Source organism: Micromonospora sp. RTBAU3-60, assembly GCF_054963695.1.
On the sequence record NZ_JBUEGB010000085.1, the window covers coordinates 1 to 24,757 of the forward strand.

At 70.6% G+C, this 24,757-nt stretch carries 28 protein-coding genes and 2 pseudogenes; 14 read left to right on the plus strand and 16 right to left on the minus strand.

Annotated features, from left to right (window positions below; translation table 11 throughout):
* Positions 1–126 (minus strand): helix-turn-helix domain-containing protein (locus ACY34I_RS36185; protein WP_462759681.1); only part of this gene is annotated, 126 nt, incomplete at its 3' end.
* A 100-nt stretch (positions 127–226) separates the two neighbouring features.
* Between ACY34I_RS36185 and ACY34I_RS36190 the strand changes: the two genes are divergently transcribed.
* A complete protein-coding gene (locus tag ACY34I_RS36190; protein ID WP_462759657.1) occupies positions 227–1,357 on the plus strand; it encodes an FAD-binding oxidoreductase in 1,131 nt (376 codons plus the stop codon).
* A gap of 8 nt (positions 1,358–1,365) precedes the next feature.
* On the opposite strand, the pseudogene ACY34I_RS36195 reads toward ACY34I_RS36190, so the two are convergent.
* Positions 1,366–1,663 (minus strand): annotated as a pseudogene (locus ACY34I_RS36195) (NF041680 family putative transposase); the annotation flags it as partial.
* A gap of 110 nt (positions 1,664–1,773) precedes the next feature.
* Between ACY34I_RS36195 and ACY34I_RS36200 the strand changes: the two are divergent.
* Positions 1,774–2,141, plus strand: a pseudogene (locus ACY34I_RS36200) (helix-turn-helix domain-containing protein); the annotation flags it as partial.
* Between the two features lie 12 nt (positions 2,142–2,153).
* On the opposite strand, the gene ACY34I_RS36205 reads toward ACY34I_RS36200, so the two are convergent.
* The 5 genes from ACY34I_RS36205 to ACY34I_RS36225 form a co-directional block, all read right to left on the minus strand.
* Positions 2,154–3,347 (minus strand): low temperature requirement protein A, encoded by a 1,194-nt coding sequence (locus ACY34I_RS36205; RefSeq protein WP_462759682.1) that lies wholly within the window; start codon positions 3,345–3,347, stop codon positions 2,154–2,156.
* A gap of 340 nt (positions 3,348–3,687) precedes the next feature.
* Positions 3,688–4,893, minus strand: coding sequence for an ABC transporter permease (locus tag ACY34I_RS36210; RefSeq protein WP_462759658.1), 1,206 nt, complete (start codon positions 4,891–4,893; stop codon positions 3,688–3,690).
* The gene (locus ACY34I_RS36215; protein WP_462759659.1) at positions 4,890–5,564 is read right to left on the minus strand and encodes an ABC transporter ATP-binding protein; all 675 of its coding nucleotides are present in this window, start codon (positions 5,562–5,564) and stop codon (positions 4,890–4,892) included. Before ACY34I_RS36215 ends, ACY34I_RS36210 begins: the two co-directional genes overlap by 4 nt.
* Entirely contained in the window at positions 5,561–6,670 is a 1,110-nt protein-coding gene (locus tag ACY34I_RS36220) for a peptidoglycan-binding protein (RefSeq protein WP_462759660.1), read from the minus strand. The genes ACY34I_RS36215 and ACY34I_RS36220 overlap by 4 nt, the downstream gene beginning before the upstream one ends.
* On the minus strand, positions 6,670–7,185 hold the full coding sequence (locus tag ACY34I_RS36225) for a hypothetical protein (protein ID WP_462759661.1): 516 nt from the start codon (positions 7,183–7,185) through the stop codon (positions 6,670–6,672). Before ACY34I_RS36225 ends, ACY34I_RS36220 begins: the two co-directional genes overlap by 1 nt.
* Before the next feature lie 175 nt (positions 7,186–7,360).
* On the opposite strand from ACY34I_RS36225, the gene ACY34I_RS36230 reads away from it, so the two are divergent.
* Positions 7,361–8,017, plus strand: coding sequence for a response regulator transcription factor (locus ACY34I_RS36230; protein WP_462759662.1), 657 nt, complete (start codon positions 7,361–7,363; stop codon positions 8,015–8,017).
* Positions 8,014–9,240: a sensor histidine kinase gene (locus tag ACY34I_RS36235; protein ID WP_462759663.1), complete on the plus strand. Its 1,227-nt coding sequence runs from the start codon at positions 8,014–8,016 to the stop codon at positions 9,238–9,240. Before ACY34I_RS36230 ends, ACY34I_RS36235 begins: the two co-directional genes overlap by 4 nt.
* A 66-nt stretch (positions 9,241–9,306) precedes the next feature.
* On the opposite strand, the gene ACY34I_RS36240 is transcribed toward ACY34I_RS36235, so the two are convergent.
* On the minus strand, positions 9,307–10,863 hold the full coding sequence (locus tag ACY34I_RS36240; RefSeq protein WP_462759664.1) for an aspartyl protease family protein: 1,557 nt from the start codon (positions 10,861–10,863) through the stop codon (positions 9,307–9,309).
* Positions 10,864–11,246: 383 nt separating this feature from the next.
* On the opposite strand from ACY34I_RS36240, the gene ACY34I_RS36245 reads away from it, so the two are divergent.
* Entirely contained in the window at positions 11,247–11,645 is a 399-nt protein-coding gene (locus ACY34I_RS36245; RefSeq protein WP_462759665.1) for a hypothetical protein, read from the plus strand.
* Here the strand turns inward: ACY34I_RS36245 and ACY34I_RS36250 are convergent.
* From ACY34I_RS36250 to ACY34I_RS36275, 6 genes are all read right to left on the minus strand, one after another.
* Positions 11,629–12,036 (minus strand): arsenate reductase ArsC, encoded by a 408-nt coding sequence (locus ACY34I_RS36250; RefSeq protein ID WP_462759683.1) that lies wholly within the window; start codon positions 12,034–12,036, stop codon positions 11,629–11,631. The genes ACY34I_RS36245 and ACY34I_RS36250 overlap by 17 nt on opposite strands.
* A complete protein-coding gene (locus tag ACY34I_RS36255; RefSeq protein WP_462759666.1) occupies positions 12,033–12,221 on the minus strand; it encodes a hypothetical protein in 189 nt (62 codons plus the stop codon). The genes ACY34I_RS36250 and ACY34I_RS36255 overlap by 4 nt, the downstream gene beginning before the upstream one ends.
* Positions 12,218–12,964, minus strand: a complete 747-nt coding sequence (locus tag ACY34I_RS36260) for an aquaporin (RefSeq protein ID WP_462759667.1) — start codon at positions 12,962–12,964, stop codon at positions 12,218–12,220. The genes ACY34I_RS36255 and ACY34I_RS36260 overlap by 4 nt, the downstream gene beginning before the upstream one ends.
* 49 nt (positions 12,965–13,013) lie before the next feature.
* Positions 13,014–13,697, minus strand: coding sequence for an arsenate reductase/protein-tyrosine-phosphatase family protein (locus tag ACY34I_RS36265; RefSeq protein WP_462759668.1), 684 nt, complete (start codon positions 13,695–13,697; stop codon positions 13,014–13,016).
* Positions 13,698–13,798: 101 nt separating this feature from the next.
* A complete protein-coding gene (locus ACY34I_RS36270) occupies positions 13,799–14,473 on the minus strand; it encodes a permease prefix domain 1-containing protein (RefSeq protein WP_462759669.1) in 675 nt (224 codons plus the stop codon).
* Entirely contained in the window at positions 14,455–14,793 is a 339-nt protein-coding gene (locus ACY34I_RS36275; RefSeq protein WP_462759670.1) for a PadR family transcriptional regulator, read from the minus strand. Before ACY34I_RS36275 ends, ACY34I_RS36270 begins: the two co-directional genes overlap by 19 nt.
* Before the next feature lie 96 nt (positions 14,794–14,889).
* Here ACY34I_RS36275 and ACY34I_RS36280 point away from each other — a divergent pair, with 96 nt between their 5' ends.
* Positions 14,890–17,124 (plus strand): PEP/pyruvate-binding domain-containing protein, encoded by a 2,235-nt coding sequence (locus tag ACY34I_RS36280; RefSeq protein ID WP_462759671.1) that lies wholly within the window; start codon positions 14,890–14,892, stop codon positions 17,122–17,124.
* 96 nt (positions 17,125–17,220) lie between these two features.
* On the opposite strand, the gene ACY34I_RS36285 is transcribed toward ACY34I_RS36280, so the two are convergent.
* A complete protein-coding gene (locus ACY34I_RS36285; protein WP_462759672.1) occupies positions 17,221–17,571 on the minus strand; it encodes an ArsR/SmtB family transcription factor in 351 nt (116 codons plus the stop codon).
* A 62-nt stretch (positions 17,572–17,633) separates the two neighbouring features.
* Here ACY34I_RS36285 and ACY34I_RS36290 point away from each other — a divergent pair, with 62 nt between their 5' ends.
* Positions 17,634–18,752, plus strand: coding sequence for a flavin-containing monooxygenase (locus ACY34I_RS36290; RefSeq protein ID WP_462759673.1), 1,119 nt, complete (start codon positions 17,634–17,636; stop codon positions 18,750–18,752).
* A gap of 53 nt (positions 18,753–18,805) precedes the next feature.
* On the opposite strand, the gene ACY34I_RS36295 is transcribed toward ACY34I_RS36290, so the two are convergent.
* Positions 18,806–19,189, minus strand: a complete 384-nt coding sequence (locus tag ACY34I_RS36295; protein ID WP_462759674.1) for an ArsR/SmtB family transcription factor — start codon at positions 19,187–19,189, stop codon at positions 18,806–18,808.
* 88 nt (positions 19,190–19,277) lie between these two features.
* On the opposite strand from ACY34I_RS36295, the gene ACY34I_RS36300 reads away from it, so the two are divergent.
* The 7 genes from ACY34I_RS36300 to ACY34I_RS36330 all read left to right on the plus strand — a co-directional run bounded on the left by ACY34I_RS36300 (position 19,278) and on the right by ACY34I_RS36330 (position 24,538).
* Complete coding sequence (locus tag ACY34I_RS36300; RefSeq protein ID WP_423481735.1) at positions 19,278–19,427, plus strand: hypothetical protein; 150 nt, start codon at positions 19,278–19,280, stop codon at positions 19,425–19,427.
* 14 nt (positions 19,428–19,441) lie between these two features.
* Entirely contained in the window at positions 19,442–19,693 is a 252-nt protein-coding gene (locus tag ACY34I_RS36305; RefSeq protein WP_462759675.1) for a hypothetical protein, read from the plus strand.
* Entirely contained in the window at positions 19,690–20,934 is a 1,245-nt protein-coding gene (locus ACY34I_RS36310) for a M28 family metallopeptidase (RefSeq protein WP_462759676.1), read from the plus strand. The genes ACY34I_RS36305 and ACY34I_RS36310 overlap by 4 nt, the downstream gene beginning before the upstream one ends.
* An 11-nt stretch (positions 20,935–20,945) precedes the next feature.
* Positions 20,946–21,272, plus strand: a complete 327-nt coding sequence (locus tag ACY34I_RS36315; RefSeq protein WP_462759677.1) for an ArsR/SmtB family transcription factor — start codon at positions 20,946–20,948, stop codon at positions 21,270–21,272.
* Positions 21,272–21,766: an N-acetyltransferase family protein gene (locus tag ACY34I_RS36320; RefSeq protein ID WP_462759678.1), complete on the plus strand. Its 495-nt coding sequence runs from the start codon at positions 21,272–21,274 to the stop codon at positions 21,764–21,766. Before ACY34I_RS36315 ends, ACY34I_RS36320 begins: the two co-directional genes overlap by 1 nt.
* 73 nt (positions 21,767–21,839) lie before the next feature.
* Positions 21,840–23,258 carry an FAD-dependent oxidoreductase gene (locus tag ACY34I_RS36325; protein WP_462759679.1) on the plus strand — a complete coding sequence of 473 codons (1,419 nt, stop codon included), beginning with the start codon at positions 21,840–21,842 and terminating at the stop codon, positions 23,256–23,258.
* On the plus strand, positions 23,258–24,538 hold the full coding sequence (locus tag ACY34I_RS36330) for an MFS transporter (protein ID WP_462759680.1): 1,281 nt from the start codon (positions 23,258–23,260) through the stop codon (positions 24,536–24,538). The genes ACY34I_RS36325 and ACY34I_RS36330 overlap by 1 nt, the downstream gene beginning before the upstream one ends.
* Positions 24,539–24,757: the final 219 nt, after the last annotated feature.

The window sequence follows — 24,757 nt, forward strand, 5'->3', positions numbered from 1 at the left end:
AGTCCGCGCCTCCAACGCCCGGTTGTACACCAGACGCACACACCCGAACGTCCGGTTCAACTGTGCGGCCTGCTCAGGAGACGGGTAGAAGCGGTACTTGTAAGCCCGCTTCACCACCTCACCCACGCCTCACAATTTACCGTCCATGTACGACACTCATCCCAAGGGAAGGGGGCGGCGTTTCCTCCCGGCCCCGAACGGCCGGGTTTCCACGCCGCAAAATCCGATGACTGTGACCGCGCAGCCGAGCGGGCATGGCGCCTCCGATGATGTGGAAGGCCTGATCCTGCTGCTTACCGGCCTGCTGAACGAAGTGGAGGTACGCGCGGAGGAGCGCGTGGCGCGGGTGGGCGCGGGCGTGAAGTGGGGGCAGGTACTGGCGGCGGCCGGTCCGCTGGGTCTGACCGGCCTGTCCGGCAGCGCGCCGGGGGTCAGCGTGACCGGCTACACCCTGGGCGGTGGGGTTCGCTGGTTCAGCCGCAAGTACGGCTTCGCCTCCGACAGCGTGCGGGCCATCGACATCGTGGACGCCGATGGCGAGCCCGGCCGGGTGACCGCTGAGTCCGATCCCGAGCTTTTCTGGGCGCTGCGCGGCGGTGGCGGGGACTTCGCGGTGGTGACCGCCCTCGAACTCGAACTGTTCCCCGTTCCCACCATGTACGGCGGGCGCGTCATCTGGCCGGACCACCGGAGCAGAGAGGTATACGACGCGTTCCTGGAGATCACCGCCGAGGCGCCGCGTGAACTCAGTGTCTGGATCAACCGGCTCCAGCCACCCGGCGCATCACCGATGGTCACGCTGGATCTGGCCTACCTGGGTGAGGCGGCTCAGGGGGAGGACCTGCTGGCTCGCCTCGACAAGATCGAGGGCCCGATCTCCGACAGCCGCGGCGTCGTCCCGGTTGCCGACCTGGGTGGCATCACCGCCGAGCCCACCGACCCGGCCCCCACCATCACTCGTGCCGAGCTGCTCACCGGCCTGGACGCGGACGCGGTGGAGCTCCTGCTGGCCAAGCCGGTCGAACCACTCATCAGCATCCAGATCAGACACCTGGGCGGAGCGCTCTCCGAGCCGGGCGGCGGGACCGGTGCGAGCGGCGCGGTAGCTGAGCCGTACCTGCTGGGCCTGCTGGGTCTCGGCCTGCCGCACGTGGCCGATGCGACGCGCGCCAAGCAGGCCGAGGTCGTGGCCGATCTAGAGCCCTACATCAGCGGCCGCAAGCCGTACACCCTGCTGTCTCCTGGTGAGACGGCGGAGAAGTCCTTCTCCGGCAGCGCGCTCGCGCGGCTGCGGGAGATCAAGCGGGCCCGCGACCCGCACAACGTGTTCCGCGCCAACTACTCGGTGCTCGTCTAAGCTCGATCTTAACCCTCGCGTTGGTTGCGTGCTGCGATGGTCAGGTCACGTTTGATGGTTTTGCCGACGTCGTGGTGGGGTGCGGGCTGACGGTTGCGGGGAGCCGGGTGGCCGTCCGGGGCCGGGTGTTGCGGGTTTCGGTGCGCTGGCGGGCAGGGCGCCGGTGGGGCGGATGTTCCGGAACCCGCGGCGGACGCGGGTGGGGGTGAGCCGTCCGGGTGGTGCGGGTTTCTTCCAGGGGCGGCGGAGATCAGCGGCCAGGGGGCGGGCCAGGCGGAGTTGGGTGTGCGCGGCGATGATCAGCCAAGGGCGACAGAGCAGGCAGGCGGCGGTGGCGTGTCGCCGCTCAAGATAGGAGGAAGCCTCCTGTAGGACAGCAGTCGGCCAAGAACGATCGCCAAGCACGAGGAGCTTCGTTGCTGACCTATCCTGCGAGCATCCAGCTGTCCACGCGCAGCCTGACCCGCCTGACCGAGCTGATCCATGATCGCCGCCTCGCGCTTGGCGGTCGTTGGCGTCGGCTGCCCGCGCAGCAGCAGGCGCTGATGGCCTTGGCCCACCTGCATAACGGCGACACCCCGCCCACCTCGCGGCCGGCTTCGAGGTGTCGGTGGCCACCGTGTGCCGCTACCTGCGCGAGGCCGTCGACCTGCTCGCGCCCTGCGCCGACGATCTCGCTGCCGCGATGCGCCAGGCCGCACCGCTGGCGTATGCCATCCTCGACGGCACGCTGATTCCCATCGACCAGGTCTCCGACCCGAACTTCAGCGCTGATCATGAACGGCAGCCCGTCGTATTAGGGGCGTGGTGGCAGACACCCAGTTGTACGGTCGCCGGGTCGGGGTTGTTCCGGTGGGCGGTGGGCCGAGCGGCGGGTGTCGATGGCTGCGATGCCGGCCAGGACCACGGTGGCGGTGATCGCGGCTGTTAGTGGCGGCGCGGCGGTCAGTGGTATGGCTGCCAGTAGGAGGGTCAAGGCCCCTACCCAGCGGTGTGGGGACACTCGGGAGAAGACGGCCCATTCCAGAGCCCCCCGGCCGGTGAGGTAGCAGGCCGGCCCAGCAAGGATCATGATCAGCCACGTCGGGTAGCTGTGGTCGACGGGGTGGGTCTGGACGATTTCGTGGCCGATGGCGGTTGCCACGATGCCGAGGATCATCACGACGTGGGCGGACGCGGCGAAGCGACCCAGTCCGGCCGGGTCTTTCGCGGAGGCGACGGCGTCGCCGAGAAGTTGGCCGGCCTTGTGGAAGTAGATGCGCCATAGCAGGACGGTCGTGAGGAACGCCACCAGCAGGCCGATGCTTTGGTAGCCGCCGACACGGCCGAGCCCGCTGGCGTAGGTGACGCCGACAGCGAGGATCGTTTCGCCCAGGGCGATCAGCAGCAGTTGCTGGTACCGTTCCGCCAGATTGTGCGGCGCGATGGCCCATGCCGTCGCTCGCCCCCTACCTAGGCCTGGTACCGGCCATCCAAGCCGCGCGGAGCCGAGTTCAATTACGACCGCCGCGAGCCACCAGGCGGCCTGCGCCCCACCCGAGGTCAACGCCCCGCCGATCCAGAGGATCCCGGCAACCAGGAACCAGATCAAGGCCCGAATGTAAAGTCGGGCTAGCGCGTGCCGGCCCAGCGCGTAACCGAAGATCATCGCGCGACTGACCTGGGCGAGGACGTACGCCACCGCGAAGGTCATTCCCGCGCCAGCGAACGCGTGGGGCACCGTCGCTCCCATGACCAGCAGCGCGAACGCCGTCACCACGATCATCCACTGAGTGTGGGCGGTCCGCGGGTCGAACCGGGCGGTGATATACGCCGTGATCATCCACAACCACATCAGCGGCACGAACAGCAACAAGATGCGTCCAATCGCCGTCCACTGCGCCGCCAGGTTGCCGCCGCCCACCGATGGCGCCGCGAACGCCACCAACCGATTGAGCGCGAACACCATCACCAGGTCGACGAACAACTCCACGTAGGTCGCCTGCTGCACGCTCTCCTTGCCGCGCAGCAGCCCTACCGCGTGTCCACGTCCCCATCGCCGATCGGCCATCACCCGCCCATCCCAGCGGATCTGCACCCTACGCACCGCCGCTTCGAGAAAACCCCAACGCAACCGCGCCACCTGGAGCAACTACGCACAGGCCCGCTGGACGGCCTACAGACGATCACGCAGTGGCCGTGCCGCCCGCGGGGAGGTCGACCGTGAGATCTACCACCTGCTCCGCCAGCTCCGACCCCACGAACCGCTTGACAGAACATAGGGGCATCAGCGCCGCCTGCGCCGTTCCGGTGGCTGTGGCACGAGTCCGGCAGCCACCGGAGTCCGGCGGTCAGGGTGTGGCCAGCGCCTCGGTCGGTGACAGCCGCGACGCGCGGATGGCCGGGTACAGGCCGGCCAGGCCGCCGATGGCCAGGGTGGCGCCGACCCCGCCCAGTATCGCCCAGGAGGGTAGGACCGTCGCCCACTGCTGGTAGAGGGCGTAGCTGGCGGTGCCGGCAGCGCCCAGAAGCGCGCCGCCCGCCCCGCCGAGGGCGGACAGTAGCAGGGACTCGGCGAGGAACTGGGTGCGGATCTGTCCTCGGGTCGCGCCGAGCGAGCGGCGCAGCCCGATCTCGGCCCTCCGTTCGAGCACCGAGATCACCATGGTGTTGGCCACCCCGACGCCGCCGACGAGCAGCGCTACCGCGCCGAGACCGAGCAGCAGCCGGGTGAACGCCTCGCCCGCGGCCTGCTTGGCGGCCAGCGCGTCGGAGGGACGTGACACCTCGACCTCGTTGGGTGCCTCAGGGTTGGCGGTCGGGCCGAGCACGTCGCGGACCGCACCGACCTGGCGTTCCTCGGAGCGGGTGTAGATGGTGGTCGGGTGCCCGTTGAAGCGCAACTTGGCTTCGGCGACGGGCCAGCCGACGAGCGCCGCGGTGTCCAGGTCGGGGGCGAGCGGTGCCGGCTCGAGGATGCCGACGACGGTGAACCACTCGTCGCCGATGAGGACCTGGGTGTCGGGTCCGGCGTGGCCGATACCGAGCCGTTCAGCGGTCGCTGCGCCGAGCACGGTCGCCGGGTAGGTGCTTGTCGCCGTGTTGAGCCAGGTCCCGTTGCGGATCCGTGCTCCGACGGTGTCGAGCAGGTTGAGGCGGGCGGCGTACCCGGCGATGCCGTTGGTCTGCGCCTCGGGAATCTTGTCGGTCCGGTACACCTTAACGTCGTCGAGGCGCCCCACGGCGGACAGTTGCCGCACCGGGTCGATCCGGCCGACCATTGCCTCAGCCGTCTCGGGCAGGGTCGCCTGCTCACCTACCAGCGTCCTCCCGCGAGACACGGCCAGCAGATTGGTGCCCAGCGCGTCGAGGGTACGGTCGAGTTCCGCGCGCGACGACGACGAGATGCCGACCACGGCGACCATCGACGCGATACCGATGGCGATACCGAGCGCGGACAGGAACGCCCGTAGCGGTCTGGTACGCAGTCCGACGAGGCCGACCTTGACCAGGTCGCCGGGCCACAGCCGAGCCGGACGCAGCGGATGTGCCATCACCGTACCGCCGGACCCGAGTCGGCGATGATCCTGCCGTCGCGCATGCGTACCTGACGGGGCAGACCATCGGCGATTTCCCGGTCGTGGGTGATGATCACGACGGTGGTACCCGCAGCGTGCAGCTCGCGCAGCAGCTGCATCACCCCGGCACCGGAAGCCGAGTCCAGGGCGCCCGTGGGCTCGTCGGCCAGCAGCAGCGGCGGGTCGCCGGCCACCGCCCGCGCGATGGCCACCCGCTGGCGCTCACCGCCGGACAGCTCGTGCGGCCGGTGATCTGCCCGGTGGGCGAGACCGACCCGAGCCAGGGCGGCGGCGGCCCGGCGCCGCCGTTCCCTGGCACGCAGCCCGCAGTAGAGCAGCCCGTCGGCGACGTTGTCCAGCGCGGGGACACCGGCGGCGAGGTGGAACTGTTGGAAGACGAAGCCGATCCGGCTCGCGCGCAGCGCGGACAGCTCGGCGTCGCGCAGCCGGGCGACGTCGTAATTGTCGATGCGCACCTGCCCGGTGGTGGGCCGGTCGAGGGTGCCGAGCAGGTTGAGCATGGTGGACTTGCCGGAGCCGGACGGACCGACGATGCCGACGAGTTCGCCGGCGCCGATGTGCAGGGAGACATCGGTGAGCGCGGCCACCCCGCCGGCGTACACCTTGCTCGCCATTGTCAAAGAGATCATTTCGGCGTCCCCACCGTGGTGCCCTCGGCGATGCCGTCACCGGAGATCTCCACTGAGCCGTCGGAGAACAGGCCGGTGCGGACCGGGACGTAGCGGGAGGTGTCTTTTTGGACAACCTCCACGCCGAAGCCGCCCTCACGTAGGGCGAGCAGGGCGGCGACCGGCACGGTGAGCACGTTTTTCCGCTCGGCCGCGGTGAACGTCACGTCGACCGAGGCCAGCATGTAGGCGTCGGCGGCCTTCTGGTTGTCGAGCGTGACGACCACCTCGACCTTGGTCTTCGGGTCGTCGCCCTGTCCCTCGCCGGGCTGGATCACCGTGGTCACCTCAGAGATGTGCCCACCGACCGAGCTGTTGTCCGGCAGCGTGACCGTCACCGCCGCACCTTTCTTCGCCATCCGCTGGTCGGCGGTGTCGAGCTGGACCGTGACGGCCTTCGCCGTTTCGGTGTAGGTGAGGATCCGCTGACCGGGTGCCACGGGGTCGCCCTGCGCGGCCTGGCGGCCGGCTATGCGGATCGCGGCGGGCGCGAACACCACGCGGCCGAGTTCGACCACACCGGTCTCGTCCAGGCCCTGGTCCTCCTGCCACCGTTTGACCGCCGTCGCCGTCGACTCGGTGAACTCCTCGTCAACGGTGAATCCGGAGTAGCCCAGCGCACGCAGGTTCTGCTCGAGCTGCTTGACGTCTGGGCCCTCGACGCCGGCCGCGAGGTTCCGGTACGCGGGCGTGTGCCCGTACATCAGGGTCACCGGCTTGTTGTTGAGCTTGTACAAGGGCTGGTTGCGGGTGATCCGCGCGCTGGTGTCGGGCAGGTATGTGAGGGTGCCGGGCAGCCGGCTGGTGGCGGTGCTCGTGGTGCCGTAGCCGAGCTCGCCGTCGGCTGTGTGCGCATCCTTCAGCGTTCGCCGGGTCACCTGGGTGGTGTCGGGCGGCAGCGTGTTAGCCGCCGCGTCGCCCGATGATCGGCCGCCAGCGATGCCGAGCCAGGTGACCACCGCCGCGCCGGCCACGAGCGCGGCCACGGCGGCGACGGCAGCTCCCCGCCGGCCCCGGCGTCGAGGCAGGCGCTCCACCGCCGGTGCCTCGACCGCGGTAGCGGCCATCACCGGCTTCCCGCGAGGATGCTCTGGCACTGCTGCTGGGCCTTGGCGAAGTCCGGATCCTCGGCGATCTTCCCGTCGATCCGGACACCCATCTGTCCGGGCTCGGGATCGGGGAACTGCTCCACGCCGTTGTCGCGCATGCACGTGGCGAACTTGCGATTGTTCTCGTCCATCTGCGCGTTGCCACCGGACGCGTCCGCCATCGGGTTGTACTGCCGGCACGCCTCCATCGCCTTGTTGACGGTCTCCTCGCTCGTGCCACCGCCGATTCGGACCTGCGGGCCCTTGCCCGGCTCGGGATCGGCCATGTCGATGCCGTTCTCGCGCATGCACTGCGCGAACTTCACACCCATCTCTTCCCGGCTCAGACTCGCCGCGGCGCTGGGTTGGGCCTTCGTGCCGTCCCCAGCCGAGGCCACCGTGCCGCCGCCGTCCTCCGCACCGCATCCGGCCAGGGCCACGGCCAGCACCAGCGGCAGTACCGCAAGCGCGCCACCGGTCAGGTTCACCTTCACGTTCGTCTCCTTGGATCGAGGCCAGCACCAGCGCCGGCCCGGTCGAGAGAAATCCAACGCGACGGCCCGTTTCCCTGCCGTTTGCTGCTTGAGCGCCCGGTCGGCAACGCCGAGGAAACACCAGATGGGGGACCATGCACCGTGGTGCACCGGGACAGGGAAGGAACCAGAGAACATGCGCGTGCTGGTGGTGGAGGACGAGCCGATGCTCGCCGACGCGATCGCCGAGTGGCTGCGCGGGGACGCGCACGCGGTGGACGTCACATACAACGGGGACGCCGCCCTGGAACGGTTGTTCGTCAATGACTACGACGTGGTCGTGCTCGACCGCGACCTGCCGGTCGTGCATGGTGACGACGTGTGCCGGGAAATCGTCGGGTCCGGGTCACTCACGCGGGTGCTGATGCTGACCGCAGCTGCCGAGGTCACCGATCGTGTCGCCGGGCTGTCCCTCGGCGCGGATGACTATCTCGTCAAGCCCTTCGCGTTTCCCGAGCTCGCCGCCCGCGTGCGGTCGCTGGGGCGGCGCAGCCGGCCGGCCGCGCCGCCGGTGCTGCGCCGTGCTGGGATTACCCTCGACCCGGCATTGCACAAGGTGTTCCGCGACGGCGCATACATCCCGCTGTCGAAGAAGGAGTTCGGGGTCCTGGCCGAACTGCTGCGCGCCGACGGCGCCCCGCTCTCGGCCGAGTTCCTGCTCGAGAAGGTCTGGGACGAGCATGCCGACCCGTTCAGCCCGGCTGTCCGGCTCACCATCCTCAAGCTGCGACGCAAGCTGGGCGACCCGCCGGTCATCGAGACCGTCACCTCGGTGGGGTACCGGATCTCATGACCGCCCGGAAGCTTCTGCCGTCCCGGATCACCCTGCGGGCCCGGCTCACCCTCATCTACGGCGGCCTGTTCCTCGTCGCCGGTGTCGTGCTCCTCGGCACCACGTACGCGCTCTTCAACCAGCAGCTGGGTAGACCCAATCTGCAACTGATGACCGTCAAGGCCACGCCGAGCCCGGCCGCCTCACCGGCCCCCGATGTCGTTGCCCCGCTGCCCGAGACCGATGCCATGCGATGGATGCAAGACCAGCAGCGGCAACTGCGCGAAGCGGCCGCCACGTCGCTGCTTACCCAGGGCAGCATCGCGCTCGGTCTGGTCGGGGCCGCGGCGGCGGCGTTCGGCTGGCTGGTCGCTGGCCGGGTGCTTGCCCCGCTCCATCAGGTCACCGAGACCGCGCGGCGGATAGCGGCCGCCCCGGCCGCCGGCGGTGGGCTGCACGAGCGCATCGCGCTGCGCGGCCCGGACGATGAGGTGAAGGAGCTCGCCGGCAGCTTCAACACGATGCTGGAGCGGCTCGACCGCTCCTTCGATGGGCAGCGACGGTTCGTCGCCAACGCCTCGCACGAGCTGCGCACGCCGCTGACGGTTGGTCGCGCCCTCGTCGAGCTCGCCATGAACCGCCGGACCGTTTCGGAGGACACCAGGCAGTTGGGGGAGAGCCTGTTGCAGATCAACGCCCGCCACGAACAGCTCATCACCGGCCTGCTCCTGCTGGCCACCTCGGATAAGGAACTCACCGAACGCCGCCCGGTGGACCTGGCGGACGTCGCCGCGTACGTGGTGGCCCAGGCCGGTTCGCTGGCGAGCCGGGCGGGCATCACTCTGCACGAGAAGCTCGACGAGGCATCTACCACGGGCGACGCGCTGCTGCTCGAGCGGATCGTGAACAACCTCGTCGAGAACGGCATCCGGTACAACACCCAGCCCGATGGCTGGGTCCGGGTCGTCACCCGCACCCGCGACGACGGTCACGTCGAGGTGGAGGTGAGCAACACCGGACCCGTCGTGCCACCGTACGAGGTGCCAGCGCTGTTCGAACCGTTCCGCCGCCTAGGGGATCACCGCCAGATCACGGCCAAGGGGGCCGGGCTCGGCCTGTCCATCGTCCGGTCGGTGGCGGCCACCCACGGTGGGTGGGCCACCGCGACCGCCCGGGAAGACGGCGGCCTCGTCGTCACGGTCACGCTCCCGGCGGGGCCGGATGACGACGGCCTTCGCCGATGAGTACGTGCACCGCCTGCCGCAGCCGCACGGCTCCAGGCGGGGGCCGATCACCACCGGCGGTGTCTGTCACCGCCGGGTGATGTAGAAGTGCATGTCGGTGTAGTCGAAGGTAATGGCGAACGGCTTGAAGAACTTGTGAGTGAAGTTCGCGATGATGTCGAACCCGAACAGGGCGGACTGGCCGGGGCCCGGGAAGCCCGGCCAGGTGGTTGTCACCGCCATTCCGCTTACCTCATGTCCGACCGCTTTCCCGAGGCTGATCCGGTCCGGGGTGATGGGATAGATGGTGCTTCCGTTGAACTCCTGCGGATGGGCGTAGTCCACCTCGATACCCGCCCGCTCGGCTATCTCCACGGTCGTGTCGACGCCAGAGAGCGTGCCGCCCGTGTCCAGGGTGACGATCCGCGGCCCGTAGTCACCTAGGCTGCCCAGCGTGCATGGGTAGTGATCACCCGCCAACCACAGCGGCAACCTGTCAAGCCCCGGGTGCCCAACCTGCGCCCGGAGATCGCGCAGCTGGGTTGCGGTCTTGCGCCACAGCACCAACGCGCGATTGGCGTAGTCCATCGTGGAAAGCGCATGGTAGAGCAACGTGGTGCCGATAACGCCCGCCGCTTGCGAGCCGTCGGGAAGGGGCGGCCGCTGGGCGTCGATCCACTGCACCGGGATGTTGCGGAACTCGATATCCCCGAGCCGGAACGAGTCCATCACGCCCAGGTAGATGGTGACCGGTCCGTTGCTGGCCACCCCAGAGGTGGTGGCCACCGCCCGAAGTCCCGCCTCCTCCGCCACCTCCTGGGACAGGTCGAGCGTCGCATAGGTGTCAAGATAGAACCGCTTGGGACTTCCGCCGTTGACGGAAGCTTGGACGTGCGGCAGGGGGTCGACACCCAGGAACGGAACGCGGGTGCGCTGTGCGCCGCGCACCTGCCACGGCGCGTCGGGCAGATGGGCGTACAACTCGGCAAACGCCTCGTCACGTGGCCGGCCCGTGCTCCGCAACAGCGGGATGGCGCGGGCATGCTGATCCTGGCGGACGAAACACTCCGCGAGCCGCTGCCGTGCGGCAATATCGTCGGGAGCCGAGCTGACAGCCTGGGACAGGTACGTCTCGGCATCGGCGAACCGGTTGGACAGGAGTGCGATGTACCCGCGCTGCGCCAGCGCATGCGCATTTCCCGGATCCTTCCGCAGCAGTCGCGCGTAGCCCCGATCCGCCTCGTCGAACAGGCCCGCCCTGAAGAGTTCGTCGGGGTCGGCACCCGACGACGGCGGGGTCGAAACCGGCGCGGCGGAGGCGCCGTCCCAGCCGCCCAGCATGGGAAGAACCGCGACGGCGCCGGCGGTCAGGCCCGCCCGACGCAGAAACGCGCGCCGGCCGACGTTTCCGGGATTACTCCCGTTCACCATGTCAATACTCCTTACGTTGGCGCTGGGTGGTGCCCTAATGGCTCCGGTCGGTCGAGGGAGATACAACCCGGTCGCCTGTTTCCCCGGCGTTTCGTGCCCGGCCGACGCATGCTCATCGTCGGCGAGCAACATCTCCGTCGCGCCCTCGATCAGTACGTCTGCCACTACAATCGACGACGACCGCATCGAGCACTGCACTTGCAGACGCCACATGCCGACCGAGCCTGCCCTTGCCGAAAAGCTCATCCACCTGGTCGGAGGACTCCCAGACGCTACGGGCCTCGGCCCTCGGAGGTCGCCGCGATGGTCGAGGGCGCCATCCGGCACGGCACCACGATGACCGTGGAGGGCAACTACGTCGACTCCCACGGCAGTTCGAGATCGGATTCGGCATCACCCGGCTGCTGAACATCGATCTGCTGCCGCGCATCAAGAGGATCAACAAGGTCCGGCTGTACCGGCCCCGCGGGTGCCGAAAACCCCGTCTTCCTTCCCCGGTCATGGGCCGATGAGCGGACACGTTGAGTGCTGGTGTTGATGCTCCGCCGTCCACGACCGCGCCCCGACGGAGCGTCTCGAGCCGGTAGGGTCGTTGCGTGACGACGAGCGCCGGTTCCGGGGCTGGCCCTCTGCCAGAGCAGCGGCGGTGGACATGGGAGCTTCCGGTCGGCCCGCGTTGGCTGCTTCTCGGCGACGTCGGTTTTGAGGACTCCTACGAGGACGGCATACCGCTGGCACTGTGTGCGGAGATCGAAGGACTGTTCGTCGACCTGCCGCCCCGGCCGCGGGAGCGGTTCACGCTCGTCGGCTGCGCTCCGGACGGCGCGCTTGCCGACCTGCTCGACCGACTGCCCGCCGAGGCACTCGGCACCGAACGGGCCTGGCGCCAGTGGGGTTGGCTCGCCGCTCGCTGCCGGACCGATCCTCCTACAGGAGGCCAGCCGCTGCCAGTTCGCGTTGTTCCTTCGCCGCTGTACGTCAGGCGGTGGGGGTGAGGTCGGCGAGGAGGTCCTCCACCCGGGTGCGGATCTCGTCGCGGATGCGACGGACCATGGCGAGGTCCTGGCCGGCGGGGTCGTCGAGCTTCCAGTCCTCGTACCGCTTGCCGGGGAAGGCCGGGCAGACGTCGCCGCAGCCCATTGTGATGATGACGTCGGAGGCTTCGGCGGTGGCGTAGTCGAGGATCTTCGGCTTGTTGGCGGTGATGTCGATGCCGACCTCGCGCATGGCCTCCACCGCCACTGGGTTGATCTGGTCGGCGGGTTCAGAGCCGGCGGAGCGGACCTCGACGGCGTTGCCGGCGAGGTGGCGCAGCCAGCCGGCGGCCATTTGGGACCGGCCGGCGTTGTGCACGCAGACGAACAGGACGCTGGGCTTGGACATCAGATGCCTTCCGTGGAGGACAGGTCGTAGGGCCGGTTCACTGGCGCCTCGGGGTGGGGTGCAGGCAGGGACCGGTCGGGGTCGCTGTTGCGGTCGAGCAGCCGATAGCGGCCGGCGGGACGCGGCGGGTTGAGCAGTTTGCGGTAACCCTTGTCCGCTTCACAGTGTTCAGGGCCGGGGACCGTCATCGGCGGCGGTCCAATGCCGGGTCACGCTCGTCGGCGGGGACGACGACCTGGTCGGCGGCTTGCCCGGCGTCGGGGTAGAGCGCGGCGAGCAGGCCGACGCCGATGGCTAGTCCGACCACCTGGGCGACGACGAAGCCGGGCACGGAGGTGGGTGCGATGCCGGCGAAGGTGTCGGTGAAAGCCCGGCCGATCGTCACGGCGGGGTTGGCGAACGAGGTCGACGAGGTGAACCAGTAGGCCGCGCCGATGTAGGCGCCGACTGCGGCGGGGGCGACCGGGGCGCGGCCGGAGCGGGCGAGGGCGAAGATCAGCAGGATCAGGCCAGTGGTGGCGACGACCTCACCGAGCCAGAGATGCCCGGCGGCTCGGTCCTTGCTCGACCAGGCCACGGCGGGCAGATCGAACATCAGGTTCGCCAGGATCGATCCACCGATTGCGCCGGCGATCTGGGCGGCGACGTAGCCGCCGAGCTCCCTGGCGGTGAGACCGGTGCCGGCGCGGCGGCCGAGGAACCAGTCGGCGGCCGAGACAACGGGGTTGAAGTGGGCGCCGGAGACCGGGCCGAAGATCAGGATCAGCGCGCCGAGCGCGAGCGCGGTGGCGATCGAGTTCTCCAGCAGCTGGAGTCCGACAGCGCCGGGGGAGAGGGTGGTGGCCATGATCCCGGAGCCGACCACGGCGGTGACCAGCAGGGCCGTGCCGGTGAACTCGGCCAGTAGGCGCCGCCGGAGTGCGATGGTCATCAGTCTGTTCTCTCCCATGAACTGGCTGCCCCTCGTCGAGGCATGACGGTTATCGAGTGGTGGGGACGACGGCGGGGGCGAGCCGGTCGACCCGGTCGGCGAGGTCGACGTAGGCGGCCTCGAAGGCCTCGTCGGTATCCACCCGGACCGGGTCGGGGATGGACCAGTGCAGGCGTGGACGCGCAGGCCCGGTCAGTTCCTCGTGGGCGTTGTCGCACACGGCGATGACCAGGTCGTCACCGCGGACAACGTCGGTGACGTGGGCCGTGCCGGTCGGGTCGAGATCCAGACGGTGGCGGTGGGCCACCGCGATCGCGCGGGGATGGACCCGGGCCGCCGGCTTCGTGCCGGCCGAGGCGGCGGCGCCGTTGGTGCGGCGCTTCCACAGCGCGGCGGCCAGCTGCGAGCGGGCCGAGTTGTGGGTGCAGACGAAGACGACCCGGCCGATCCCGGCCAGTCGAGGGGTGGCGAGAGCGGCGAGGGCTTCCGGGAGCAGCCGGAGGTAGGTGCGGCGGCGGTCACCCTCGGAGCGGCCCTTCGTGACGAGACCGGCGTCGGTGAGGACCTTGACGTGGTGGGCGACCAGGTTCGTCGGCATGTTGAGGGCGTGGGCGATCTCCCCGGGGGAGGCGTCGCCGAGGGTGAGCGCGTCCACGATCGCCAGGCGTGCGGGGTCGCCGAGAGCGGCGTGGATCCGTGCACGCCGCGTCAGGGAGGCAAGCTCAGTGCTCATTGAGTCAACTATCGCTGAGTGATTCGCCGTTCGTCAAATGGGAGGGCCGGCGACGGCCTGTTGATGTGTGGCGGGGCTCAGCCGGCGGGTGGGTTCGACGGTCAGGAGCGCGCAGAGGTGGGCATTGCGGCGGCGTGGCGAATTGTGACCAGGCTGAAGGCGATCCGAGTGAGGCTGGCGGCGAGAGCGAAGAGGGCGACGGGCTGCGCCGGAATCTCGGACCGAACGTAGATCGCGATCACCGCGAGATCCCCGGCGAGCGTAAGGGCGGCGATGGTGATGGTCGCGGCGAGCGCGTGTTGGGGGCTTGCTTCGGGTAGCCACCGCATGAGGCGACCGGTGGTGGCGAAGGCTCCGGCTGCGGTGGCGATCGCGATGATGATCAGGGGGATGACGGGGATCGCGGCCAGCAGGGCGATGAGGCCGGTTCGCCAGGGGTGGGGCTGCAGGAGCAGCAGCCACCAGATGCCCACGAGAGGTCCGGTGGCGATGTACCAGGCGATGGTGCGCCGGGCGTAGGCGGTGGCGAGTTCACCGGCGAAGGCCTGTGCGACCGCTTGTGGGGTGCCGAACTGGGCGATCGCGGCGGCGACCGCCTCACCGTGGGGTAGGCCGGCGGCGGTGCGGTCGGTGATGGCGTGGTGGAGTCCGTCGCCCAGTTCGGCGAGGATCTGTTCCCGGCGCCGGCGTGGTCCGCGCAGTCGTGTGGCGAGGTCGCCCAGGTAGGCGTCGAGACGAGCGTCGCCGGCTCGGGTGGTCAGGCGGTCGTTGGCCATGCCCGCCTGCCCAGAACTGCGGTGACGGCGGTGGAGAACTTGTCCCAGACTGCCCGCTGCTCACCGAGCGCAGCATGCCCGGCCTGTGTGAGGTGGTAGGCGCGGCGGCGGCGGCCGCCGACGGTATGCCAGTCGCTGGCGATCAGGCCTGCGCGTTCGAGGCGGTGCAGCGCCGGGTAGACGGTGCCGGTCGGCAGGTCCAGTGCCCCGCCGCTGCTGGTTCGCAGGGCTTCGATGACGGCGTAGCCGTGCTGTGGTCCGGGTTCCAGGACCGCGAGCAGTAGCGCGTCGAGATGGCCTTTGAGCAGTTCCGGTCGCATTGGCAACACCTGCGGCTCCTCGTTCTTGCTGGTGGCGGCCCAGCGGTTCTACTGTAGCGTCACAATACTTTGCGACGCTACATATGGCGGTGGGGGATGGACTCCAACCTGACGGTCCTAGACCTGGCGGAGGCGAGCGCGGTCGACCGGGCGGTGGTCGGTGGGAAGGCGGCGGTGCTGGCGGACCTGTCGAAGGCCGGGTTCCCGGTGCCGCCCGGGATCGTGGTCACCGCCGCAGCACTCGACGACCCGCAGCTGGACGAACGACTCGCGGTTGTCGCCGAGGGCTTGGGCGGGGACCGGTTCGCGGTGCGTTCGTCGGGTGCGGCCGAGGATCTGCCGGATGCCTCGTACGCGGGCCTGTACGAGACGTACCTGAACGTGTCGGCCGATGGGTTGGGTGAGGCGGTGCGGCGATGCTTCGCCGCGGCGGCCAGCGAGCGGGTCACCGCCTACCACCAGCGCCACGGCGGCGCGTCGGCGGCGATGGCGGTGCTGGTGCAGGTGATGGTGGACCCGGTGGCGGCCGGGGTGGCGTTCACCGCGCATCCGGTGACCGGCGACCGCGATCAGACGGTGGTGGCCGCCGTTGCGGGGTTGGGTGAGCCGTTGGTGTCGGGTGAGACGACCGGCGAAGAGTGGACGGTCACCGCGAGCCGCACCGTGATGACCCGGTCCGGCGCCGGCGGTGGACGGGTCCTCGCCGACGTCCAGGCCGACGCGGTCGCGGAGCTGTCGCGTCGGATCGCCGACCGGTACGACGGCCGCCCGCAGGACGTGGAGTGGGCCATCGACCGGGCGGGCCGGCTGTGGCTGCTGCAGGCCCGGCCGATGACAGCCGTGCCGGAGCCGGTGTCGTGGACGGCGCCGGGGCCGGGGTTGTGGATGCGCAACTTCCGGCTTGGGGAATGGCTTCCGGAGGCGGTCACTCCGCTGTTCGCCAGCTGGCTGCTGCCGGTGCTCGAGGACGGGTATCTCGATGGGATGTACGGCAGCGTCGGAGTGCGGGTGCCGTTCCGGTACGCGCTGGTCAACGGCTGGTACTACAACGCCACACCGATCCCATCCCCGAAACTCCTCGCTGGTGTGCTGTGGCAGGGCCGCACGCGGGCGGTGAAGATCCTGTTCAACGCACTGATCCGGGTCAGCCAAGACCCGGATGCCGCCGACCGCGCCGTCCTGTCCGAACTGGGGCGGACCTGGCGTGAACAACAACTGCCCGGCTATCGACGCCTCGTGGCCGCCGCAGAGGCGGAGGTCGACAGGGCATCGCCTCAGCGACTGGCCGAGCTCGTCGACGCGCTCGGGCGAGAAGCCGGGATCTACCTCTGGTATCTGGCGATTGTCGGTGGGTCGGCGTGGAAGATGGAAGCCTGCCTGACTCGCTTCGTCCGCCGGCATCTCATCGACGTGCTACCCGACGACGAGGGCGGGGCGCAGGTGCTGCTGCGCGCGCTCCCGGGCGCCCAGCCGGTGCCCGGCGCGCACGCCGTACAGAGCGTCGACTGGTATCACCCGGTGGCCGGAGAACTCGCCACCGGCCAACCATCCCGAGCCGGGGACCGCTACCGCTCGCTCGCCGAACAGCGGATGGTTGCCGAACAACGCTGCCGGGCGGCGCTGGCCGACCGCCCGCGGCTGCTGGCTGACTTCGACGGGCTGCTGCAGGTCAACCAGCGCTACGCCGTTATCCGCGAGGAGCAGGCGCGCGAGTTCACCCTCGCTTGGCCGGTCCTGCGAGCCTGCACCACCCGCCTCGGGCGGCACCTGGCCGATCTGGGGGCGATCGAGCAGCCCGACGACATCTACTTCTGCACCTGGCATGAAGTGAACAGCGGGATCGAAGGCGACCCCGGACAGCTGAGCGCCAGGGTTGCCGAGCGGCGCGCCCTCTGGCAGCGCCAACGCCGCCTGACCGCGCCGTTGACCCTCGGCCGTCCCGCGCGACTGATCGGCGACGTCATCGAACGCGCGGTGCAACAGGCCCGCGGCACCACGGAGATCGCCGAGGGCGCCATCGTCGGGCATCCCGCCTCGGCCGGCCGGGCCACCGGCAAAGTCGCCATCGTGCACGGACCCGAGGACTTCGACGGCTTCGCCGAAGGCCAGGTGCTCGTTGCGAAGGCCACGGCTCCGGCGTGGACACCGTTGTTCTCGCGGGCCGCCGCAGTGGTCACCGACGGCGGCACCCTAGCCGCACACGCCTCCCTGGTGGCCCGCGAGTACGGCATCCCCGCCGTTGTTGGCACCGGCGACGCCACCCAACGACTGCGCCCCGGCCAGCTCATCACCGTCGACGGAACCGCGGGCACCATCACTGTTCATGCCTAGCCTGTCGTGCCTGCACCTGCGATACGTGGCTGGGGAAATCGCGCAGCTTCCGGGCCGCAGGCCGCGAGGCCGCGCGGGAGCCGGTTGGCGACCTGCTCAGCAGCAGGTTGCCAGGTAGGACTGCAGTTCGGCGAGGGCGGCGAGCGCGCCGTCGCGATCCGCGCGGTAGTACACGGTCTTCCCGTCACGGCGGGAGGTGACCACCCGTCCGCGTCGCAGGAGGGTCAACTGCTGCGACGCCGTGGCCTGGCTGATGCCCGTCCGCTCGGCCACCTCCCCGACGGACAGCTCGGCGCCCTGTGCGAACAGCATCATGATCCGCTGCCTGGTGGGGCTGCCCAGGGCCTTCAGGAACTCCTGCGTCTGCGGCGCCAGGCCCTCGGGGACTCCGGCGGCGCGCGGGGGCGAGGCTGCCCCTGTGGGCTGTCCGGCTGTGGCGTCGCTCATGGCCCTACCTTCCCCCACCATCATCATATTGTCATTCAACAAAACGACGATATGATCGAGCCATGACATCCGAGCCAGTGATCATCATCGGCGGCGGCCAGTCAGGCCTGGCCGCCGCCCGCGCCGCCCTGACCGCGGGCCTGCGGCCCGTCGTCCTGCAGGCGGGCAGCGAGCCCGTTGGCTCCTGGCCCGACTACTACGACAGCCTCACCCTCTTCTCGCCCGCCCGCTACAGCGCACTGCCCGGCATGCCCTTCGACGGCGACCCGGACCGCTACCCCCGCCGCGACGAGGTCCCGGCGTACCTGCGCCGGTACGCGCAGACCGTGGACGTCGAGATTCGCACCGGTACTCGGGTCGTCGCCGTCGACGCACGCCCCGGCGGGGGATACCTCGCCCGCACCGACACCGGGGACGAGTTGGCTGCGGTGGGCGTCGCCGCCGCCAGCGGATCCTTCGGCAACCCGTACCTGCCGACGCTGCCCGGCCAGGACGACTACGCCGGCGACCTCCGGCACGTCGCCCACTACCGCCGGCCGGAGGTGTATGCAGGCAAGCGGGTCATCGTCGTGGGTGCCGGCAACTCCGCCGTCCAGGTCGCCTACGAGATCGCGGCCCACGCCCGGGTCACGCTCGCCACCCGGGAACCCGTGCGCTTCCTGCCCCAACGCCTCGGCGGGCGGGACCTCCACCACTGGCTGCGGGTCACCGGCGCGGACCGCCTGCCACGCCGCGTCCTCACCCGACTTGTCCGACACGCCACCGTGCTCGACACCGGCCTCTACCGCGACGCCCTCGCCTCCGGGCTGCTCTCCCGGCGGGACATGTTCACCGCCTTCACCCCTGAGGGCGTCATCTGGGCTGACGGCACGCCCGAGCCGGTCGACGCGGTCATCTTCGCCACCGGCTACCGACCGGACCTCGCCTACCTCAAGCCCCTGGGCGCCCTCGACCATGGCGCGCCCCGGCAGGTGGGCGGGATCTCCACCACCCATCCGGGGCTGGTCTATCTCGGGTTGGAGTTCCAGCGATCCTTCGCCTCGAACACCCTGCGCGGAGTCGGCCGCGACGCCGCGCACGTCATGACCGCCCTCGCTGCTCACGTGTCCGGACGGCCTCACCAAGGCCGCCAGCGGAGAGCGGACCCCGCCTCGCGCACGGGATCCGGCGCTCAGCGCTGATCGCGATCTGCGATCTGCGATGGGCGCTGGGAAGTCCGGGGCGGCCCGGCGGCTTACGCCTGCGACGAGGGGGTCGGCTCGACCGACAGCAGGGCGGCGAGCTGGCGCAGGATCCCCGGGCGGGCCCGGTAGTAGACCCACGTGCCCCGCCGTTCGGCATCCACCAGGCCGGCTTCGCGCAGCGTCTTGAGATGGTGCGAGATCGTCGGCCCGGTCAGGTCGAACGCCGGCGTCAGGTCGCACACGCACGCCTCCCCGCCCTCGGCGGAGGCGATCATCGACATCAACTGCAGCCGCACCGGATCGCCGAGGGCCTTGAACGCGGGAGCGAGCACGGCAGCCGTCTCGGCCGGGACCCGACGCTGCGCCAGCGGGGGGCAGCACGGCGCATCGGCGTTGAGATCGATGACGGCGACGGGTGCCTCTTGCTTTGACATGCCTCTAGGTTGACATCTCTCTAATCAACGTGCAACTCTCTGATTCGACGGGCGTCAAGACAGGCGTCCGGAGGAAAGAGGTCTCACGATGTTCGGTTTCACCCGCCGCCCTCGCACACCGCTGCCGGGTGTCCGGTTCTGCGACTCCTGCGCCCAGGTGTCCACCGCCGCCCAGCGTGCCGAGCGCCGCCTCGACCGTGCCCGCACCACCGTCTACACGCTGACCAGCCCCCGCTGAGGAGAGGATCCAAGATGAGCCAGAACACCGCCGCCGGCGGCTTCTCCGGCGACCCCGTCGCTGCGCTGCAGGTCATCGGCTCCGGCGCCTGCTGCGGCAGCCCCGCCCAAGCTGTCGGCGGGATCCTCCCGCCCGCTGGCGAGAGCGCCAGCTCCGGCGCAGACACGTGCTGCGGCACGCGGCAGGCCGCCCAGGCGGCTGACTCGTGCTGCGGCACCGAGGCCAAGGCCGACGCCATCGCCACCGGGCAGGGCTGCTGCTCATGACCGCACCCACCGACCTCGCTGACCTGCTCAACGAGGTCAGCGCCGACCGGATGACCGCCACCATCGACACCCTCGCCTCCGCCCCCATGGGAGGGCGGCGCGTCGGTTCGACTGGCGGGGCGGCGGCCCGCGCCTGGCTCGTCGACCAGCTCACCGCCCTCGGTGCCGACGTCCGCACCGAGGAGTTCCCGGTCCGCGCCGTGCCGCAGGTGTATGCGGCGCCGACGGTCACCTGGGGCGACCGGAGCGGCAGCGAGGAGTTGGTGTTCGGGCGGCAGGTCGCGATCCACCCGGCCTCCGCCGACACGTCCGACATCCGTCGCGGCACCCTCGGCGTCGCCGGCAAGGACGACCCGGCGGGGCGGTGGCTGGTCGTGCCGGCCGAGACGAGCTTGTTCGACGCCTACCGCGACACCCGCGGCGCCGCCGGGCTGCTGGTCCGCCGCCCGGTCGACGCCGAAGGCTGGCAGTTCACCATGCTCGCCGGCCCGGATCCCGGGCCGCTGCCGGTGTTGACCCTGGACCCGGACACCCACCACGGCGTCCTCGCCGCCGCAGTTGCAGGCGACGGCTGGCTGGACGGGGCGACGCCGCTGCGGCGTGACGACGTCACCGGCACGAACATCCACGCCCAGCTCGGGCAGCCTGCGCCTGGTGGCGTCGACCTGCTGTTGACGGCGCACTACGACGGGGTCGGCGATCACCCCGGGCTCCGTCTGCCCGGCGCCTCGGACAATGCCACCGGCGTCGCTGTGGTCCTTGAAGCCGCCCGCATTCTCACCGCCGCGCTGCCCGCCGGGGTGGGACTGTCCGTCGCCCTGCTCGACGGGAAGGAGGTGGGCGCGCTCGGCTCCGCCCACCACGTCACCCAGATCCGCGCCGAAGGGGCCGCGCCGCTCGTCATCAACGTCGACGGCGCCGGCCGCCTCGACGGCGCGGCCGCGGTGGAGGCCGGCGGCCCCGCCCACCGCCTCCTGGCCTTGCTCGACCAGGCCGGCCGGCACACCGGCGTCCCCCTCGCGGCGGGACCAGTGGCGTCGGACAACCGCCGCTACGGCGGTGCCGGTTTCGCCGCGGTAGGTATCGGTGCCGGGATGGGCGGTTACCACAGCCCCGCCGACACCCCCGACAAGGTCGACCCCGCCACCCTGGCCGCGATCGCCCGCCTCGTAGTCGCGACCGCCCACCTCACCTGGGCGACACCTGCTAGGCTTTCATCGTCAATCGGCGATAAACGATAGAGGGAGTGGTGGTGGGCGACCTGCTCGACCGGGCGACCGCGCAGACCTACGCCTCGTGGTTCCGGGCCCTCGCGGACCCGACCAGGGTGCAGATCGTCGAGTACCTCGCCCGGCACGCCCGGCCGATGAGCGTGGGGGAGATCGTCGCCGCCGTCGGCCTGGCCCAGTCCACCGTCTCCCAACACCTGAAGATCCTGACCGAGGTGCGCTTCGTGCTCGTCGAGCCGGTCGGCACCGCCCGTCACTACCGCATCAACGACGCCTGCGTCGGCTGTTTCCCCTCCGCTGCCGACGTCGTCATGGGCCGGCCGGCCCCGAGCCCGAAGGGAGCCTGCTGATGGCCGACCTCACCGTCCGTCCGATGACCTCGGACGACGCCGATCGTGTCCTCGCCATCTACCAGGCTGGCCTCGACGGGGGCAACGCCAGCTTCGAGACGACCGCACCGACCTGGACGGCATTCGACGAGGCCAAGCTGCCTGACCACCGCCTCGTGGCCGTCGACGCGGACGACATCGTGGTCGGGTGGGTGGCGGTGTCGCCGACGTCGAGCCGGGCGGTCTACGCCGGCGTGGTCGAGCACTCGGTCTACGTCGACCCCGCCGCACAGGGCCGAGGGGTGGCCCGGCTGCTGCTGGACGCGCTGATCGCCTCCACCGAGGTCGCCGGCATCTGGACCATCCAGTCCGGCGTCTTCCCGGAGAACACCGCCAGTCTCACCCTGCACCAGCGGGCCGGGTTCCGGGTCATCGGCACCCGCGAGCGGGTCGGCCAACACCACGGGCGGTGGCGCGACGTCGTGCTGCTCGAGCGCCGCAGCCCCGTCATCTGAGCCCTTCGGCTCCGCCCGTCGGAGCACAACTGCACCTTCTTGATTCGATAGTTACCAACACAGAGGAGCTTCGATGAGTGTGCTGAACGAGCTGCCCGTCGTGGTGATCGGCGCGGGCCCGGTGGGTCTGGCCGCCGCCGCCCACCTGCACGAGCGTGGCCTGCCCTTCCTTATTCTGGAGGCCGGTGACACCGCCGGCGCGGCGGTAAGCCAGTGGGGGCACGTGCGGGTGTTCTCCCCGTGGCGGTACAACGTCGACCCAGCCGCGCGCCGGCTGCTCGACGACGCCGGCTGGGTCGCCCCGGCCGAGGACGCGCTGCCCACCGGCGCGGACCTCGCCGCGGACTATCTCCAGCCTCTCGCGGAGCTGCCGCAGCTCAAGCCGCACATGCGCTACGGGACCCGGGTGGAGGCGATCAGCCGCCTCGGCCTGGACCGGCTGCGCACCGCCGGCCGCGAGCAGGCCCCGTTCCTGATCCGCCTCGCCGACGGCGACGAGCTGCTGGCCCGCGCGGTCATCGACGCCTCCGGCACCTGGGGCACCCCCAACGTCCTCGGCGCCTCCGGCCTGCCCGCCCGGGGCGAGAAGAACGTCGCCGCGTACCTGGAGCACGCCCTGCCGGACGTGCTCGGCGCGGACCGGGACCGCTTCGCCAGCCGGCACACCCTCGTCGTCGGCGCCGGCCACTCCGCCGCGAACACCCTGCTCTCCCTGGCCGAGCTGGCCGCCGCGGAGCCGGGCACCGAGGTGACCTGGGCGATCCGCTCCGCGTCCCCGGCCCGCACCTACGGCGGCGGCGACGCCGACGCCCTGCCCGCCCGCGGCGCACTCGGCTCCCGGCTACGCGAACACGTGGAAACCGGCCGGATCCGCCTGCTCACCGGCTTCTCCGTCCACGCCCTCACCCCGACCGACGGCCGCGTCGCCGTGGTCGTCCGGCACGCCGACGGCGGTGAAGAGTCGATCGTCGTGGACCGGATCGTCGCCGCCACCGGCTTCCGCCCCGACCACTCCATCGCCGCGGAGCTGCGCCTCGACCTCGACCCGGTCATGGGCGCCACCCGCGCCCTCGCACCGCTGATCGACCCGAACGAGCACTCCTGCGGCACCGTCCCCCCGCACGGCGTCGACGAACTCGCACACCCCGAGGCCGGCTACTACGCCGTCGGCATGAAGAGCTACGGCCGCGCGCCGACGTTCCTCATGGCCACCGGCTACGAACAGGTCCGCTCCGTCGTCGCCGCCCTCGCCGGCGACTGGGACGCCGCCCGCGACGTCCAGCTCGACCTGCCCGAAACCGGCGTCTGCAACAGCAACCCCGCCGACTCCACCGGCACCGACAGCTGCTGCGGACCGGCCCCGGCCACGGAGGCGGCCGGCAAGGGCCTGGCCACCGGCATCTCCGGCGGCCTGCTGTCCGCGCCGCTGAACCTCATCAGCCTCGACGCCGCACCCGCCGGCGGCCAGACTGGCGGCTGCTGCAGCAGCTGATGACCACCAACCTCACCACCACGGTGCCCGCCGGCCAACAGGTCGGCGGGCACCACGCCCACGGCCGGCGCATCGTCGCCGCCCTCGCCATCACCACCACCATCGGCTACGGCACCCTCTACTACGCCTACGCCGTTCTGCTCCGCCCGATCGCAGCCACGCTCGGCGTTTCCGCCACCGCTGTCACCGGCGCACTCACCGCCTCGGTCCTCGCCGGTGCTCTCATGGCCATCCCCGTCGGCCGGTGGCTCGACCACCACGGCGGACGCGCCCTGATGACCACCGGCTCCATCGCCGCCACTGTCCTGCTGGCCGCCTGGTCCCAAGTCCAGACCGTCTGGCAGCTCTACGCCGTCATGATCGGCATCGGCATCACCGGCGCGATGGTCCTCTACGAACCAGCCTTCGCCGTGATCGTCACCTGGTTCACCCCCGAGCGGCGCGCCACCGCGCTGCTCGCCGTGACCATCGTCGCCGGGTTCGCCAGCACCATCTTCATGCCGCTCACCGGCTTCCTCGACGCACACCTCGGCTGGCGCGGCACCCTGCTCGTCCTCGCCGCCATCTACGGCGTGGTGACCGTGCCCCTGCACGCCCTCACCATCCGCAACCCTCCGGCCCCGCCGGCCGCGCTTTCCTCGGCGCCTGACCGGCACGACAACACGCAGCGGGCATCTGTCGCTCGCGCCGCCATGCGTGATGCCAGGTTCTGGATCCTCGCGGGCGCCTTCACGGCCCACGGCGCGGCCACCAGCACGATGACGGTCCACATCGTCGGCTACCTCGCGAGCCGCGGCCACCCGGCCACTTTCGCCGCGGCCATCGCCGGCCTGCTTGGTGTCCTGTCCGTCACCGGACGCCTTGTGCTGACCGCCGCCCGCCGGCGGCTGGCCGTGACCACCATCGTCGCGGCTGTCTTCCTCACGCAGGCCCTCGCGGTCCTCGCCATGCCCGCGCTCGCCGGGACACCGATCGGCGCGATCATCACGGTCACCGGCTTCGGACTCGGGTTCGGCATCGCCAGCCTTGCCACCCCAGCCCTGCTCGCCGACCGCTACGGCACCACCGCGTACGCCACCATCGCCGGACGGCTCGCCGCCTGCGTCACGATCGCCAAGGCCACCGCACCGCTGGTCGCCGCCACCGTCCTCGCCTACAAGGGTTACGACTTGCTACTCGGAGTCGTCGCGTCTGCGTGCTTTCTTGCAGCGGTCGGCATGCTGATCAAGCGGGGGAGTAGGACCTCCACACCTCCTGCTAGCCGTGCGGAGCAGGCCTGACCGGTACAAGTAGCGGACCGAGCCCATCGCTACGATCAAGGGAGCCCTCACCACCCAACGGCTCGGTGCGTTGGGTTGGGGGCCACAGTCGTAGGTCAACCGAAACAAGTACCCGATGAGCGGATGTCTGATTATGCTGAGCCAGGTTCGGGCCTGCGGCTTCTGCGCGAAGAGGTGGTCCGTGACGAGCGTGGGGCATCGACAACGCCTGGAGGGCCA

Coding starts and splice junctions, on each gene's coding strand:
- ACY34I_RS36190 (WP_462759657.1), top strand. CDS start 227: ATGACTGTGACCGCGCAGCCGAGCGGGCATGGCGCCTCCGATGATGTG.
- ACY34I_RS36215 (WP_462759659.1), bottom strand. CDS start 5,564: ATGATCTCTTTGACAATGGCGAGCAAGGTGTACGCCGGCGGGGTGGCC.
- ACY34I_RS36220 (WP_462759660.1), bottom strand. CDS start 6,670: ATGGCCGCTACCGCGGTCGAGGCACCGGCGGTGGAGCGCCTGCCTCGA.
- ACY34I_RS36230 (WP_462759662.1), top strand. CDS start 7,361: ATGCGCGTGCTGGTGGTGGAGGACGAGCCGATGCTCGCCGACGCGATC.
- ACY34I_RS36235 (WP_462759663.1), top strand. CDS start 8,014: ATGACCGCCCGGAAGCTTCTGCCGTCCCGGATCACCCTGCGGGCCCGG.
- ACY34I_RS36240 (WP_462759664.1), bottom strand. CDS start 10,863: ATGTGGCGTCTGCAAGTGCAGTGCTCGATGCGGTCGTCGTCGATTGTA.
- ACY34I_RS36255 (WP_462759666.1), bottom strand. CDS start 12,221: ATGACGGTCCCCGGCCCTGAACACTGTGAAGCGGACAAGGGTTACCGC.
- ACY34I_RS36260 (WP_462759667.1), bottom strand. CDS start 12,964: ATGACCATCGCACTCCGGCGGCGCCTACTGGCCGAGTTCACCGGCACG.
- ACY34I_RS36265 (WP_462759668.1), bottom strand. CDS start 13,697: ATGAGCACTGAGCTTGCCTCCCTGACGCGGCGTGCACGGATCCACGCC.
- ACY34I_RS36270 (WP_462759669.1), bottom strand. CDS start 14,473: ATGGCCAACGACCGCCTGACCACCCGAGCCGGCGACGCTCGTCTCGAC.
- ACY34I_RS36275 (WP_462759670.1), bottom strand. CDS start 14,793: ATGCGACCGGAACTGCTCAAAGGCCATCTCGACGCGCTACTGCTCGCG.
- ACY34I_RS36280 (WP_462759671.1), top strand. CDS start 14,890: ATGGACTCCAACCTGACGGTCCTAGACCTGGCGGAGGCGAGCGCGGTC.
- ACY34I_RS36285 (WP_462759672.1), bottom strand. CDS start 17,571: ATGAGCGACGCCACAGCCGGACAGCCCACAGGGGCAGCCTCGCCCCCG.
- ACY34I_RS36290 (WP_462759673.1), top strand. CDS start 17,634: ATGACATCCGAGCCAGTGATCATCATCGGCGGCGGCCAGTCAGGCCTG.
- ACY34I_RS36295 (WP_462759674.1), bottom strand. CDS start 19,189: ATGTCAAAGCAAGAGGCACCCGTCGCCGTCATCGATCTCAACGCCGAT.
- ACY34I_RS36300 (WP_423481735.1), top strand. CDS start 19,278: ATGTTCGGTTTCACCCGCCGCCCTCGCACACCGCTGCCGGGTGTCCGG.
- ACY34I_RS36305 (WP_462759675.1), top strand. CDS start 19,442: ATGAGCCAGAACACCGCCGCCGGCGGCTTCTCCGGCGACCCCGTCGCT.
- ACY34I_RS36310 (WP_462759676.1), top strand. CDS start 19,690: ATGACCGCACCCACCGACCTCGCTGACCTGCTCAACGAGGTCAGCGCC.
- ACY34I_RS36320 (WP_462759678.1), top strand. CDS start 21,272: ATGGCCGACCTCACCGTCCGTCCGATGACCTCGGACGACGCCGATCGT.
- ACY34I_RS36325 (WP_462759679.1), top strand. CDS start 21,840: ATGAGTGTGCTGAACGAGCTGCCCGTCGTGGTGATCGGCGCGGGCCCG.
- ACY34I_RS36330 (WP_462759680.1), top strand. CDS start 23,258: ATGACCACCAACCTCACCACCACGGTGCCCGCCGGCCAACAGGTCGGC.